The organism is Erwinia wuhanensis, from assembly GCF_030484085.1.
GTDB classification, from domain to species: Bacteria; Pseudomonadota; Gammaproteobacteria; order Enterobacterales; family Enterobacteriaceae; genus Erwinia; species Erwinia aeris.
Genome location: NZ_JAUJUH010000006.1, coordinates 42,516 through 56,674, shown reverse-complemented (window position 1 = coordinate 56,674; position 14,159 = coordinate 42,516). Strand labels below are relative to the sequence as shown.

Here is a 14,159-nt window from a genome sequence, read left to right as displayed (position 1 = left end):
AGATAAATTTTCCATATGATATATTAAGGACAATCCTCATGAAAAAAACCTTCATTAATGGCTTGGCCGCACTATTTTTTTGCTCTGTTACTATGACGGCCTGTGCAGCTGATGACACGACGCTAAATTGTAAAAATTCGAGTACGATAACAGCGCTTAATTTAAAAACATTAGGCTTGAAATTATCGGCAGATACGCCTGTCGACACCGTAATCTATAGCGGAAAAATGGACGTAAAATTTAATTGTGCGTTAGATCAGCTTAAGCAGTATGGGCAAGACGCGGAAGTCTACTTCAAACGTAATGCTGCAGGCGAGTTGGGGTATGGGCTGACCATTTATGTTGGCTACGGCGATACCGAGCCGGGAGCAGCCCCCGTTAATATCCCTACGGGGAAAAAAGTTTCTACCTATGCCTATACCAGCGGCGGCACAGTGGGTACCTATACGGAGGTTGAACTTTCCGTTCCCTTTAAAATTGTCAGAACCGCTATGTCAACAGCGCCCTATTCGGCGTTGAGAAACTATGTTAATCCGTTTGCTGTCGGGTCTAAAATCCCCGGCACAGATTTGCAGTTTCAGGTCAATAACATCAAAAAAGCGATTACCTTAGAATAAGGGCAACATAGAAAACGCCTGTAATTACAGGCGTTTTTTGCTAAAGCTTACAGCTCAATCACCCTGTCCGCGCTGGCGATAGTCGAAGGCCGGTGCGCGATAAAGATTCGGGTGATTTTCAGCGCCGCCACGGAAGCATTGATATGCGCCTCGTTAGCCAGATCCAGATGGCTGGTCGCCTCATCCAGAAACAGGATGTTGGGCCGTCGATATAAAGCTCTGGCAATCAGCAAGCGCTGCTTCTGGCCGCCCGACAGGCTGCCGCCCAGCTCGCTAATCAGCGTCTCGTAGCCCATCGGCATCGCGCTAATTTCCTCATGAATATTGCAGTCCATGGCGCAGCGGATAATACGCTCCATATCCTTCTCGCCGTCAAAGCTGGCGATGTTCTCAGCGATGGATCCGGCAAACAGCTTGTCTTCCTGCAATACGCAGGCGATACATTCCCGATAGTTATTCAGCCCGATATTGTTGATATTCAGGCCGTTGATCAGGATTTCGCCCTCGGCAGGCGCCAGCAGGCCGGACATGACCTTCATCAGCGTGGTTTTGCCAATGCCGGAAGGCCCGACAATCGCCACGCTCTCGCCGGCCTCGACGATGATATTCAGCCCGCTGAAAATCGGTTTCGACAGTTTGTCATACTGATAGGTGACGCCGCGCGCCTCAAAGCTGGCCGGTTCGCCCGAGGCGACCAGCGCCCGGCCCGGCTGGCTTTCTTCCGCGTCGGTAAAGACGATGTCCGCTACCCTGTCGCTGTGCAGCGTCAGCATTTTCAGCTGTAGCACCATATTGATCAGGCTGGCGGCCCGGTCGGAAAACTGGCCGCGATAGGCGTTAAAGGCGACAAACATACCCAGCGTCATTTGACCATCGATCACCATTGAGGCGCCAAGCCACAGGATCACAACCTGGTCGATGGTGCTGATAAACGTGTTTACGCCGCCAAACAGCAGATCGAGTCGGGTCAGGCGAATATTAGCGTTGGTGGTGTCGATATTCAGATTCAGCCAGAACTGCGCTCGCTTGGCGGTTATGCCCAGCGCTTTTAACGTGCCGATGCCGTAAAGGCTTTCCATAAAATGCGAGCTGGCCCGCGCGCCTTTCACAATCTGCTCTTCCTGCGCCTGCCGATAGCGCTGCCAGGTCGCCAGGCGCAGCAGCATATACAGCGCCGTAAAGCCCAGCACGACCCATACCAGCCAGCCGCCGTACAGGAACATCATGATAAACACGCCAATCGACATCAGCGAGTCGATAATGCCGTTCACCAGGCTGCTGGTTAACGTGTTGCGGATCACGTCCAGCGAGCCAAAGCGGGACTGAATATCGCCAAGCTTGCGCTTCTCAAAATAGTTGAGCGGCAGATTAAGCAAATGATCGAACATGCCCGCTTTCCACTGTACGTCGATCAGCGATCCCATCACCAGCGATGTCCAGGCGCGCAGCATACTGACGAAGGCGCGGAACAGGATAAAGCCCAGTAGCCCGATACAGATCAGCGACAGCAAATCGTGGTCTTCCGCGATAATCACATGATCCATCACCAGCTGCGTTCCTACCGGCATCAGCAGGTTAACCGCTTCTATCACCAGCGAAAGGCAGAAGATTTTGGCCAGGAAGCCCGGCAGCCCGCTGACGTTTTTCATCATCGTGGTAAAGCTCAGGCTGCTGCGTTGTTTAATGCGGGAGAACTCGCTGTCTGGCCAAACTTCCAGCGCCACGCCGGAAAAGTGCTGGGACATTTCCGCCAGCCCGACAACACGCCGGCCAAAGGCCGGATCGTGCAGGATAAAGCGCGAGCCTTTAACGGCAACCAGCACCACGAAGTGGCTCATATCCCAGTGCAGCAGACAGGGCGTTTTCAGCTGTTTCAGCTCGTCCAGATCCAGCGCCAGCGGTCGCGTTTTCAGCTTCAGCTGCCTGCCGATGTCGATCAGCACGGCCAGCGTAGCGCCATGTGAAGAGATGCCAAATCGGCTGCGCAAATTAAACAGGTCAATATCCATGCCGTGATAGCGGCAGGCCATGACCAGACAGGCCAGGCCGCATTCTGCCGCTTCGGTTTGCAACACGACCGGCACTTTGCGCCGAAAGCTGAAATTCAGCCGACGCAGGAGAGTGTCAAACAGAGGATCGTTCATTTACAGGCCCGCTAATGCTTTTTTTGAGGTCATAGTAAGGCGACAGCATCCACTGCCAGAGAGGCCGTTTTTCCAGAAACAGCGTGGCCTGCGCTTTCATGCCGCTGGAGAGCGCCAGGGGCTTGCCCTGATAGCTGAAGCGGCTCTCTTCAAGCGACACGATTACCTTGTAATAGGGTTCGATGACGCCGTCGGTGCGCGGAAGCGTGTTGTACTTGCCCATTTCCTGATAGGAAGCCGGCACGTTGGAAATGGACAGGATGCGGCCCGGAAACTGGCCATATTTCTCGAAGGGGAACGCTTCATAACGCAGGTTGATGGCGTCGCCAGGATGGACATAGGGCATGCTGGTGTTGGGCAGCCACAGCATCAGGTAATAACGGTTGCTGCTGGCGGGCGTCAGCTGGGCCAGGCTGTCGCCAGGGCTGACCATTTGCCCTTCCGTCACGCTCATATTTTCAATTTTGCCGTCGCTCGGCGCGGTAATAAACAGCGTGCCGCTGGCGTCCACCTCCGCCAGCTGGCGCATCAGATCGCTGCGCTGCGCCTGATATTGCGAAATCTGGTTGTCATATTCGATCCCCCTGGTCAGCAGCTCGCTCTCCAGGCTGCTAATCTGCAAAGCTTCCTGAATAACCTGCGTATTCAGGCTCTGCCAGGCATTCTGCTGCTGATAAAAAAGATAGCGCTGATTGGCAAACTGCTCTTTGTTAATCAAACCCTTACGTAAGTAATCACCGTAACTCGTCATGCTTTTCCGCATTTCGCTCAGGCCGTTTCCGGCTTCAAAAATCAGCGTCTGCGATTTTTGATGCGCCGCCTGGTACTGCGCCAGCTGATGCTGCAAATTCTTCAGCGTGGCCGCTTTGTTTTTCTGAAGCCGGGCGATAATCGTTTCCGATAGCGCAATCTGTTGATTAATCGCAGCGATCGAACGGACGCTGACGTTGCCGGTCAAGGTAATCCGGCTGACGTCGATTTGATAAAGCCGATCGCCCTTTTTTACGCGCTGCCCGGTTTCAGCCCAGGTTTTGGTAATAAACCCCTGCTGTGGTGCAAGGATGGTGATGGCGTGCGGCAACGAGATCACCTCGCCGTTGACGTTAATTCGGCGGGTAAAGGTGCCGTAAAGAATAAACATCAGCAGCAAAATAAAGAACAGCATTGACGCCAGAGCGACGGCCCAGGCGGGATAGCCGGAGGTTAACAACGCCTTACCCAGCCATTTCGTCTTCAGATGCTGCACCGCTTCCATGCGAAATAAAGGTTTATTTTCCATAACATTCTTAGCGTTTGATTATAAAAGATTTATTAGCACTTACTGATGAAGTGAATAAAATCCGGCCTTCCGTGCCTGGCAGAGGAAAGTACACTATTTCCCGTACGACAATCAACTTCAATTTAAAATTGAAAATAACAACAATATTTAATTCTACTACACTAATTTATTGGAATTCTTCTGCACTCCCTTTAGCAATTATATATTGGCATTACAGGAAATTATTAAACTTAAATAAGACAATGAAGATATTAAAAAGCCATGTAAAAAGAATATTGACGATGAGAACCACACGCGCATTCGTTAATATTAATCCTAATTTAGAGGTAAAACGGGAAAGTTACGTGTCACGCGCTAAGAAAATTCTTACAATAATAACGCGTTTTCACCCATTTTCACGGAGCGACAGATGGCCAGCCATTTCGCACGCTGGATCCTGACGGATACCCGCGTCCCGGTACACCAACTTTCTCAACAGATAACAGAAAGCGCCAGTAACCTACCGGAAAGACGGCGGACGCGCTTTCTGGTGGCCCGTATGCTGCTGGCGGAAATGCTGCTGCGCCTTTATGGCATTTCGCCGCTGCCTGAAATCCGGCTCTCACCAAACGGACGTCCCCACTTTGCCGATCCGCAGCTGCCCGATTTCAGCATCGCCTACGCAGGCAATATCGTTGGCGTACTGCTGGCCGGAGAAGACGGCAGCGTCGGGCTGGATATGGAAATCGTCCGCGCCCACAGCCGCCAGACGCTGGAGCGATATTCACGTGAAATTTCTCCGGCCGAAAAAGCCTGGATACTGGCCCAGACCGATCCCGATGAGGCGGCCACCCAGCTCTGGACGATGCGGCAAAGCATACTAAAGCTGTCCGATAACCCGGAAAAAGATTCGCTGAGACTGCATCCCGCGTCCGGGCGCCTACGCTCGCTGTTGCAGCCGCAAACAGAAGCCTTTTCCGACGTTGAGCCGCTGATTATCTGGTCTTGCGCCCATTCATCGGGCTGTGAGCGGCTCTCGCTGTGGGAAGTGGACAACGCGCGCTGGAAAGGCCTGCAGGATATTCCAGCCACGGGACAGAAGATGGGGCCGCGCGCGCTGCGGCTGGTGAGCCTGCCGCCGGAAAAAGCAATCGCGCTTTAGCGCGGCCAAAAAAAACGGGCCAGCGGCCCGTTCAGATTAGTGCGCGTCGATAAAGACAATTTTTAACACAAACAGGATCGCCACGACGATGACGCACGGCGAAATTTCACGCCAGCGGCCCGTGCCCAGTTTCATCACGCAGTAAGAAATAAAGCCCAGCGCAATCCCTTCGGTAATAGAAAAACTGAACGGCATCATCACGGTGGTGACAAAGGCCGGAACCGCTTCGGTCAGGTCATCCCACTTGACGCGCGCCAGGCTGGAGGTCATCAGCACGCCCACGTAGATCAGCGCGCCTGCGGCAGCGTAAGCCGGCACCATGCCCGCCAGCGGCGACAGGAACATCACCAGCAGGAACAGCACGCCCGTCACCACGGCCACCAGGCCCGTGCGTCCGCCAATAGAAACGCCGGAGGAGCTTTCGATATAGGCGGTAACGGAAGAAGTACCGATGTAAGCGCCCGCTACCGAACTGATGCTGTCGACGTAAAGCGCCTGCTTCATGCGCGGAAACGTGCCTTTTTCATCGGTCAGGCCCGCTTTATCCGTTACGCCAATCAGCGTGCCAGAAGAGTCAAACAGGTTTACCAACATAAAGGAGAAGATGATCCCCGCCATGCCGACGTTCAGCGACCCTTTCAGATCGACTTCGCCCAGAATGGACGTAATGCCCGTAGGCATAGAGAACACGCCGCCATACTTCACGTCGCCCAGCGCCAGGCCGATCAGCGTAGTCACCACAATGGAAACCAGCACTGCAATATGAATATTGCGGGAAGCCAGCACGGCAATAATAAAGAAGCCCAGCGCGCCCAGCAGGACGCTGTGGGAGGTCAGATCGCCTACCGCCACCAGCGTTTCTTTATTGGGCACCACGATCCCGGCGTTTTTCAGGCCGATCATCGCGATAAACAGGCCAATACCGGCAGTAATACCCACGCGCAGGCTGACCGGGATATTGGAAATCATCCAGTAGCGAATGCGGAAAAGGGTCAGCAACAGCAGCCCTACGGCGCCCCAGAAGATGGCGCCCATGCCGGTCTGCCAGGAGACGCCCATTGCGCCGACGACCACGAAAGCAAAAAAGGCGTTCAGGCCCATTGCGGGCGCAAGCGCTACCGGCAGGTTGGCGACCAGCCCCATCAGAATACTGCCTCCGGCGGCGATCAGGCAGGTCGTCACGAATACCGCCTGGGTATTCATGCCCGCCACGCCGAGGATCTGCGGATTCACGAACACGATATAGACCATGGTCAGGAAGGTGGTAAAACCGGCAATCACTTCCGTACGCACCGTCGTGCCGTGTTCCTGTAGTTTGAAGATCCGCTGCAGTAGACCTGAGTTGTTCATATAAGATTCCAAAACGGAGAAAAGTTATCGTCGGCTATCCTAAACGATAAATTTTAATTTGCCAGACGGCGCCGGAGTTTTTTCGCAACCGATTGCGCCTTGTTAGCCCTGACTTCAGCGCCGTTAACGTAAAATTCATCTTTTCCGGTCGCGTTTTACCTTTCCACGCGTAAAGTAAAAGCACGCCCCTTCGTTAAGGATGAACCGATGTCTGTTAGCTGTATCTTTTTTGATTGCGACGGCACGCTGGTGGACAGCGAGCTGCTTTGTACCCAGGCCTATGTCAATACGTTTGCGCGCTACGGCGTCGAGCTGTCGCTGCAGGAGATGTTTGAAAAATATAAGGGCGTAAAGCTCTATGACATTATTGCCGACGTGACTGCTGAACATCATCTCAGCGCCGATGTCACGGAGCTGGAGCCGGCTTACCGTCAGGAAGTGGCGCGCCTTTTTGAGCAACAGCTACAGCCGATTGCGGGCGCGAAAGCCCTGCTGGCGCAGATTAGCGTGCCGATGTGCGTGGTATCGAACGGCACCGTGCCGAAAATGCAGCATTCGCTGGGATTAACCGGGATGCTCGACTATTTTGATGACCGGTTGTACAGCGGCTATACGATTTCACGCTGGAAGCCCGATCCCGCGCTGATGGCATACGCGGCGGAACAGATGGCGATCCCGCTGGCGCAGTGCATCCTGGTGGATGATTCCGAAGCGGGCGCCAAAGCAGGCATCGCGGCGGGTATCCCGGTGTTCTATTACTGCGCGGACGCCCACAACAGGCCGCTGGATCATCCGCTGGTGACGCCTTTTGACGATATGGCGCAGCTGCCGGAGCTGTGGCGGCAAAAAGGCTGGCAACTGACGCGCTGAGCAGGCACTCCGCGCCAGGCGGCGCGGACACCGTTTAGCCGATCGCGCCCAGCGTATCTTCGCTGCCCTGCTTTTTCGGCAGTAAAAACAGCGTGGCGAAGATATCCAGCAGGTAAATCAGCGCCAGCAGCGTAATCGCTGCCGTAAAGGAGAACTGCATCGCCAGCAGTCCGATAACCAGCGGGCCAAAACCGCCGACGCCGCGGCCCAGGTTAAATAAGACGTTTTGCGCCGTAGCTCTGACCTGCACGGGATAGGTGTCTGAGATCAGCGCGCCGTAGCCGCCGATCATGCCGTTGACGAACATCCCCATCACGGCGCCCGCAAACAGCATCATCATCGGATCGCGTAGCTGGGCGTATGCCACCACCATCACGACCGCACCAGCCTGATAAAGCAGGAAAATCTTCCAGCGGGCAAAGCGATCGGCCAGCATGCCGAACAGCCAGATACCCAACGTCATGCCCACGACCGTGACCGCCGTCCACAGCCCCGATTTGGTCAGCGAGAAGCCAAAGCGGCTGGAAAGGTAAGCCGGCATCCAAATCATCAAGCCGTAGTAGCCAAAGTTCTGTACCGAGCACAGGATAAAAATCCCCAGGCTGGCCTTAGTCGTGGCGGCATCTTTACACAGCAGCTTCAGCCTGGCGGCGAACGATAAGCCCTGATGGACATCCACATGCCGCGTAAAGCCTTCCGGCTCGCCCAGGCCGCGCCGGATAAAAAACGATGCGGCGGCAGGCAGCAGCCCGACCAGGAACATGCCGCGCCAGCCGATGTAGGTTAACAGCAGCGGGGTAATAAAAGCGGCCAGCAGCACGCCAAGCTGCCAGCCGATGCCGACCCAGGCGGAAGCACGGTTACGCTTGTTGGCGGGCCAGGCTTCGGCAATCAGCGCCATGCCGATGCCAAACTCGCCGCCCAGCCCCACGCCCGCCAGCGTGCGGTACGCCAGCAGATCCCAGTAGCCCTGCGCAAAGGCGCAAAGCCCGGTAAACACGGAAAACATCAGGATGGTAAAGGTCAGCACGCGGATCCGGCCCAGCTTGTCGCTGAGATGGCCGAACACGACGCCGCCGATCACCGCGCCAATCAACGTCCAGGTGACCAGCGAGCCTGCCTGCGAGGGATCGAGCGCCAGAGAAAGGCTGATGGCGGGCAGCATAAACCCGAGGATCAGCAGATCGAAGCCGTCCATTGCGTAGCCGCTGATCGCCGCCAGCATCGCTTTGCCTGGCGTTACGCCTTTTTTTTGTTGCATCACGGGAGTTCCTTGCCGGTGTGAAGTGCGGCAAGTATAAATTACGAGCGCCGCCAGACCAACTTAAAGCGTCAGGCCGGAAGCGCGATGGTCAAACTGGCTTGTCGTCGCTTTCGCCGGTGAGCAGCTCGTCCAGCTTGTCGCCGCCAACGTGACGGAAATCCTGACCTTTCACGAAATAGAAGATGATTTCACAGATATTCTGGCAGCGATCGCCAATACGCTCGATAGCGCGCGCGCAGAACAGCGCGGTCAGCACGCTGGGAATGGTGCGCGGATCTTCCATCATATAGGTCATCAGCTGACGCACGATGCCCTCATATTCCTGGTCGACCTTTTTATCTTCCCGATAGATTTCAATAGCCGCATTGAGATCCATGCGCGCAAAAGCATCCAGCACGTCGTGCAGCATCTGGATGGTGTGATAGCCCAGCGATTCCAGATTTACCAGCAGCGACTGGTGCTGCTGGCCAAATTTTTCCAGCGCCGTGCGGCTGATTTTTTCCGCCACGTCGCCAATGCGCTCCAGCTCGGAAATGGTTTTGATGATCGCCATCACCAGACGCAGGTCGCTGGCGGTCGGCTGGCGCTTGGCGATAATGCGCACGCACGCCTCGTCAATCGACACCTCCATCATGTTGACCTTCTGATCGCCATCGATCACCCGCTGCGCCAGCTCGGCATCCTGGTTGTGCATCGCGACGATGGCGTCCGTCAGCTGTTTTTCCACCATGCCGCCCATCGTCATCACCTGGGTGCGGATGTGCTCCAGCTCGGCGTTGAACTGCCCGGAGATATGTTTATTCAGATTGAGATTATCCATGCGTTTCTCCAGTCAACTTAACCATAGCGGCCAGTGATATAGTCTTCGGTTTGTTTTTGGTGCGGTTTGGTAAACAGCGTATCCGTATCGCTGAACTCAATCAGCTCGCCCAGATACATAAAGGCCGTATGGTCGGAACAGCGCGCGGCCTGCTGCATGTTATGCGTGACGATCACCACGGTGTAATCCTGCTTCAGCTCGGTGATCAGCTCTTCGATACGGCCAGTGGAAATAGGATCCAGCGCGGAGCACGGCTCGTCCAGCAGCAGCACCTCCGGGCGAATGGCAATGCCGCGAGCAATGCAGAGGCGCTGCTGCTGGCCGCCGGAAAGGCTGTAGCCGCTCTGCTGCAGCTTGTCTTTGGTTTCCGTCCACAGCGCTGCTTTGGTCAGCGCCCATTGTACGCGCTCATCCATTTCGGCACGGGAAAGTTTTTCGAACAGGCGCACGCCGAAAGCGATGTTATCGTAAATCGACATCGGGAACGGCGTCGGTTTCTGGAACACCATGCCGACGCGCGCGCGCAGCAGGGCGATATCCTGGCTGGCGGTCAGGATGTTTTCGCCATCCAGCAGGATCTCGCCTTCCGCGCGCTGTTCCGGATAGAGCGAAAACATCTTGTTAAACGTGCGCAGCAGCGTCGATTTACCGCAGCCCGACGGGCCGATAAAAGCGGTGACCTGGTTTTTAGCAATATCCAGATTGATATTCTTCAGCGCATGAAATTTTCCATAGTAAAAGTTCAAATCACGAACCTGGATCATATTGCCGGAAGTGTTGTCAGCCATTCTTTTTCTCGCTTATACGCGCCGCCGCAGCCGCGCGTTAGATCAGTGTTTGCTTTTGGCAAAAATCACGCGCGCCAGAATATTTAAAATCAGCACGCAGACGGTAATCAGCAGCACGCCTGCCCAGGCCAGGCTTTGCCATTCGGCAAACGGGCTCATGGCGAATTTAAAAATCGTCACCGGCAGGTTAGCCAGCGGCTGCAGCATATCGGTGCTCCAGAACTGGTTGGAGAGCGAGGTAAACAGCAGCGGCGCCGTTTCCCCGGCGATACGCGCTATCGCCAGCAGGATGCCGGTAAGAATGCCCGATATCGAAGCCTTCAGCGTAATGGCCGAAATCATTTTCCATTTCGGCGTACCCAGCGCGTATGCCGCTTCGCGCAGGCTGTCCGGCACCAGCTTCAGCATATTTTCCGTGGTGCGAATAACCACGGGGATCTGCAACAGCGCCAGCGCCACCGCGCCCGCCAGGCCCGAAAAGTGCTGCATCTGCGCTACCACCAGCGTGTAGACGAACAGGCCGACCACGATGGAGGGAGCAGAAAGCAGGATATCGTTGATAAAGCGGATCGTTTCCGCCAGCCAGCCTTTACGGCCATATTCCGCCAGATAGATACCGGCCATGATGCCCAGCGGCGTCCCCACGATGGTCGACCAGAAAATCAGCAGGCCGCTGCCCATAATGGCGTTAGCCAGACCGCCGCCTGCCGTATTGGGCGGCGGCGTGTTTTCCGTAAACAGCGCCAGCGTCATGCCGTCCACGCCGCGCGCGATAGTCGCCCAAAGGATCCAAATCAGCCAGAACAGGCCAAACGCCATCGTCAGCAGGGAAAGGGTCAACGCGATGCGGTTTTTCATCCGCCGCCACGCCTGCATTTTACGGCGGGAGGCTTCCAGCTCCGCGCGGGACTGCATGGCTATCATGCTCATGAGCGCGCTCCTTCACTTTTCGCCAGGCGGATAATCATCAGCTTTGAACAGGCCAGCACGATAAAGGTGATCACAAACAGGATCAGCCCCAGCTCCATCAACGCGGCGGTATGCACGCCCGATTCCGCTTCGGCGAATTCGTTTGCCAGCGCGGAGGTGATGCTGTTGCCCGGCATAAACAGCGAAGCGCTGTCCAGCTGGTAGGTATTACCGATAATAAAGGTCACCGCCATGGTTTCGCCCAGCGCGCGCCCCAGCCCCAGCATAATGCCGCCGATCACGCCGTTTTTGGTAAACGGCAGCACGATGCGCCAGATCACTTCCCAGGTGGTGCAGCCGATGCCGTAAGCGGACTCTTTCATCATCACCGGGGTCTGCTCGAAAACGTCACGCATCACCGAGGCGATATAAGGAATGATCATGATCGCCAGGATAATCCCGGCAGCCAGAATGCCGATGCCAAAAGCCGGGCCGGAGAACAGCGAGCCGACAATAGGCACGTTGGCCATCAGCTCGCCCAGCGGCGTCTGAAAATAAGTGGCAAACAGCGGAGCGAAGATAAACAGCCCCCACATGCCGTAAACAATGCTGGGGATGGCGGCCAGCAGCTCGATCGCCACGCCTAAAGGACGACGCAGCCAGTTTGGTGCCAGTTCGGTGAGAAACAGCGCGATGCCAAAGCTGACCGGCACGGCGATAACCAGCGCGATAGCAGAGGTCACCAGCGTGCCGTAAATCGGCACCAGCGCGCCGAACTGTTCATTAGGCGCATCCCAGGTTTTGGTCCACAGAAAGGAGAGGCCAAATTTCTGAATGCTGGGCCAGGAAGAGACGATGAGCGAGACAATAATGCCGCCGAGCAGCAGTAAGACAATCAGCGCGGCCAGCTTGACCAGCGCGCCAAAAATGAGGTCACCCTGCTTGCCGGGAGCCTTGAATGTCGGCCTGGATGTAGCCATAAAATTCCCGATAGTGAACGTTTTTGGGCGGCACAGCGGCCGCCCGAAACTTATAGCCGTTTAGTCAGCTTAGTACAGCGCTTTGCCCGAGCTGTCTTTAATATTGGTTTTCCATGCGGCGCGGATCTGCTCTACGACGGAGTCCGGCAGCGCGGCATAGTCCAGGCTGGTGGTGACCTGGGCGCCATTTTTATAGGCCCAGTCAAAGAACTTCAGCACGGCTGCGCCCTTCTCCGCGTTGGCCTGATCTTTCTGCATCAAAATAAAAGTGGTGGAGGTGATTGGCCAGGCGTTATCGCCTTTCTGGTAGGTCAGATCCTGCGCGAAGGATTTGCTCCAGTCCGCGCCTTTCGCCGCGTCGCTGAAGCTCTGTTCGCCTGGCGCAACGGCTTTGCCGTCGGCATCCAGCAGTTTGGTATAGGCCAGGTTGTTTTGTTTGGCGTAGGCGTATTCCACATAGCCAATCGAGCCAGGCAGACGCTGCACGAAAGCGGCTACGCCGTCGTTGCCTTTGCCGCCCAGGCCGGTTGGCCAGTTAACGGTGTTGCCTTTGCCAACTTTGCTGTTCCAGTCGCTGTTCACCTTCGCCAGATAGCTGGTGAATACAAAGGAGGTACCGGAACCGTCAGCGCGGCGCACCACGTTGATATTGGCATCCGGCAGCTTGACGCCAGGGTTCAGCTTAGTGATGGCCGGGTCGTTCCATTTCTTTACGTTACCGAGATAGATATCGCCAACGGTTTTGCCATCCAGCGTCAGTTCGCCGGATTTTACGCCGGGAATGTTCACCGCCAGCACCACGCCGCCAATCACGGTTGGAAACTGGAACAGGCCGTTTTTCTGCAAATCTTCTTCTTTCATCGGCGCGTCGGACGCGCCGAAGTCGACGGTCTTAGCAATAATCTGTTTTACGCCGCCGGAAGAACCGATCCCCTGGTAGTTAATCTGCGCGCCTGTTGCTTTGTTGTACTCGGCCGCCCATTTGTTATAGACCGGCGCCGGGAAAGTCCCGCCCGCGCCCGTCAGGTTGTCGGCGGCAAAAGCGGAAACCGCGCTCAGCGACAGCGTAACAGCCACCAAACGAGCCAGGTTTTTTTGCATCAGTGTCATATTCCCTCCAGGGGATAAAGTCAGTCTTTATACTGTTTTAGTATGATTAATGATTGCTGCTGGAGGCAAAATAGGACAGTTTGATGACAGTAAAATGTACACAATATGACAGTTTTGTGACGAACATCTTTTATACAGACATCCCAGAAAAGAGTGGATCGCCTTTGCAATCGCCCTGTTGTTACTTCGCTACGCCAGCAACGCGCGCGGCAGTTGCGTGACCCGGCTTCCGAATCGACGTCGTGTATCTTCCGGAAGCGCCGTTCAGTCGTTGCGCTGACTTTTCTCTGCATAAAATTCATTTTTTATCCAATATTTAGTGGCCCTGAGTGGGCTAATATCAAAGCCGAAAACGCGATGGAGGACGATTAATTTTCGCTCTCGTTTATGGAATGAAATACGTTATTAAGGGAAATTTTTATGAAATACACAGCAAAAGTGATTATTGGCAGCCTGCTGCTGGCCGCCACAGCTGGGCTGGCGCAGGCAAATGAGCAACCACCATTATTATCAGGCGATGGTTACCTGTCAGACAGAGATAACCTGGTTGCCTATTCCGATTACAGTAAAGGTTTTTCCCGCTCTTTTCAGATTGGAGACATAAAAGCTCTTATTGACGCTAACAAGACGTTGCAGGAGAAGGTAACGCAGCAGCAGGAGAGGCTTGAAAAGCTTGAGCAGCAGGAAGAAACGAAGAAACTGGATAAACAGCTCCAGGAGCTGAAAAAAAGCGTAGAGGAAAAAGACCGGGCAAACAGGGAAACGCAAGCCACCGTGCAGAGCCTTAAGGATCAAATCAGCGATCTGAAAAGGACGCTGGATGAGGTTAACAACAAAGTGAAATAGCTTTAAAAACGCGCCGATCCTCTGCAGGATCGACGCGTTAG

13 protein-coding genes are annotated in these 14,159 nt (G+C 55.0%); 4 read left to right on the top strand and 9 right to left on the bottom strand.

The genetic code is table 11. The features are described 5' to 3' along the window. Positions 1-38: 38 nt before the first annotated feature. The gene (locus tag QZH36_RS15040; RefSeq protein WP_253456791.1) at positions 39-617 is read left to right on the top strand and encodes a hypothetical protein; all 579 of its coding nucleotides are present in this window, start codon (positions 39-41) and stop codon (positions 615-617) included. A gap of 47 nt (positions 618-664) precedes the next feature. On the opposite strand, the gene QZH36_RS15035 is transcribed toward QZH36_RS15040, so the two are convergent. Continuing rightward, a complete protein-coding gene (locus QZH36_RS15035) occupies positions 665-2,761 on the bottom strand; it encodes a peptidase domain-containing ABC transporter (protein ID WP_301730564.1) in 2,097 nt (698 codons plus the stop codon). Then, positions 2,742-4,040 (bottom strand): HlyD family secretion protein, encoded by a 1,299-nt coding sequence (locus QZH36_RS15030; protein ID WP_301251584.1) that lies wholly within the window; start codon positions 4,038-4,040, stop codon positions 2,742-2,744. Before QZH36_RS15030 ends, QZH36_RS15035 begins: the two co-directional genes overlap by 20 nt. A 409-nt stretch (positions 4,041-4,449) precedes the next feature. On the opposite strand from QZH36_RS15030, the gene QZH36_RS15025 reads away from it, so the two are divergent. Next, entirely contained in the window at positions 4,450-5,181 is a 732-nt protein-coding gene (locus QZH36_RS15025; RefSeq protein ID WP_301251585.1) for a 4'-phosphopantetheinyl transferase family protein, read from the top strand. Positions 5,182-5,217: 36 nt separating this feature from the next. On the opposite strand, the gene QZH36_RS15020 is transcribed toward QZH36_RS15025, so the two are convergent. Continuing rightward, on the bottom strand, positions 5,218-6,531 hold the full coding sequence (locus QZH36_RS15020) for an NCS2 family permease (protein ID WP_125289191.1): 1,314 nt from the start codon (positions 6,529-6,531) through the stop codon (positions 5,218-5,220). 207 nt (positions 6,532-6,738) lie between these two features. Between QZH36_RS15020 and yieH the strand changes: the two genes are divergently transcribed. Further along, the gene (gene yieH, locus QZH36_RS15015; protein WP_253456803.1) at positions 6,739-7,401 is read left to right on the top strand and encodes a 6-phosphogluconate phosphatase; all 663 of its coding nucleotides are present in this window, start codon (positions 6,739-6,741) and stop codon (positions 7,399-7,401) included. A 34-nt stretch (positions 7,402-7,435) separates the two neighbouring features. Here yieH and QZH36_RS15010 read toward each other — a convergent pair whose 3' ends face one another. The 6 genes from QZH36_RS15010 to pstS all read right to left on the bottom strand — a co-directional run bounded on the left by QZH36_RS15010 (position 7,436) and on the right by pstS (position 13,272). Then, complete coding sequence (locus QZH36_RS15010) at positions 7,436-8,662, bottom strand: MFS transporter (RefSeq protein WP_301251615.1); 1,227 nt, start codon at positions 8,660-8,662, stop codon at positions 7,436-7,438. Positions 8,663-8,753: 91 nt separating this feature from the next. Further along, a complete protein-coding gene (gene phoU / locus QZH36_RS15005) occupies positions 8,754-9,485 on the bottom strand; it encodes a phosphate signaling complex protein PhoU (RefSeq protein WP_253456809.1) in 732 nt (243 codons plus the stop codon). Between the two features lie 17 nt (positions 9,486-9,502). Beyond that, positions 9,503-10,273, bottom strand: a complete 771-nt coding sequence (gene pstB, locus QZH36_RS15000) for a phosphate ABC transporter ATP-binding protein PstB (RefSeq protein WP_125289188.1) — start codon at positions 10,271-10,273, stop codon at positions 9,503-9,505. 42 nt (positions 10,274-10,315) lie between these two features. Further along, positions 10,316-11,203, bottom strand: a complete 888-nt coding sequence (gene pstA / locus QZH36_RS14995; RefSeq protein WP_253456812.1) for a phosphate ABC transporter permease PstA — start codon at positions 11,201-11,203, stop codon at positions 10,316-10,318. Next, positions 11,200-12,162, bottom strand: a complete 963-nt coding sequence (pstC, locus tag QZH36_RS14990; RefSeq protein ID WP_253456815.1) for a phosphate ABC transporter permease PstC — start codon at positions 12,160-12,162, stop codon at positions 11,200-11,202. Before pstC ends, pstA begins: the two co-directional genes overlap by 4 nt. A 69-nt stretch (positions 12,163-12,231) precedes the next feature. Continuing rightward, entirely contained in the window at positions 12,232-13,272 is a 1,041-nt protein-coding gene (gene pstS, locus QZH36_RS14985) for a phosphate ABC transporter substrate-binding protein PstS (protein ID WP_253456818.1), read from the bottom strand. Between the two features lie 438 nt (positions 13,273-13,710). Between pstS and QZH36_RS14980 the strand changes: the two genes are divergently transcribed. Beyond that, positions 13,711-14,118: a PilN family protein gene (locus tag QZH36_RS14980; protein ID WP_301730563.1), complete on the top strand. Its 408-nt coding sequence runs from the start codon at positions 13,711-13,713 to the stop codon at positions 14,116-14,118. Positions 14,119-14,159 lie beyond the last annotated feature (41 nt).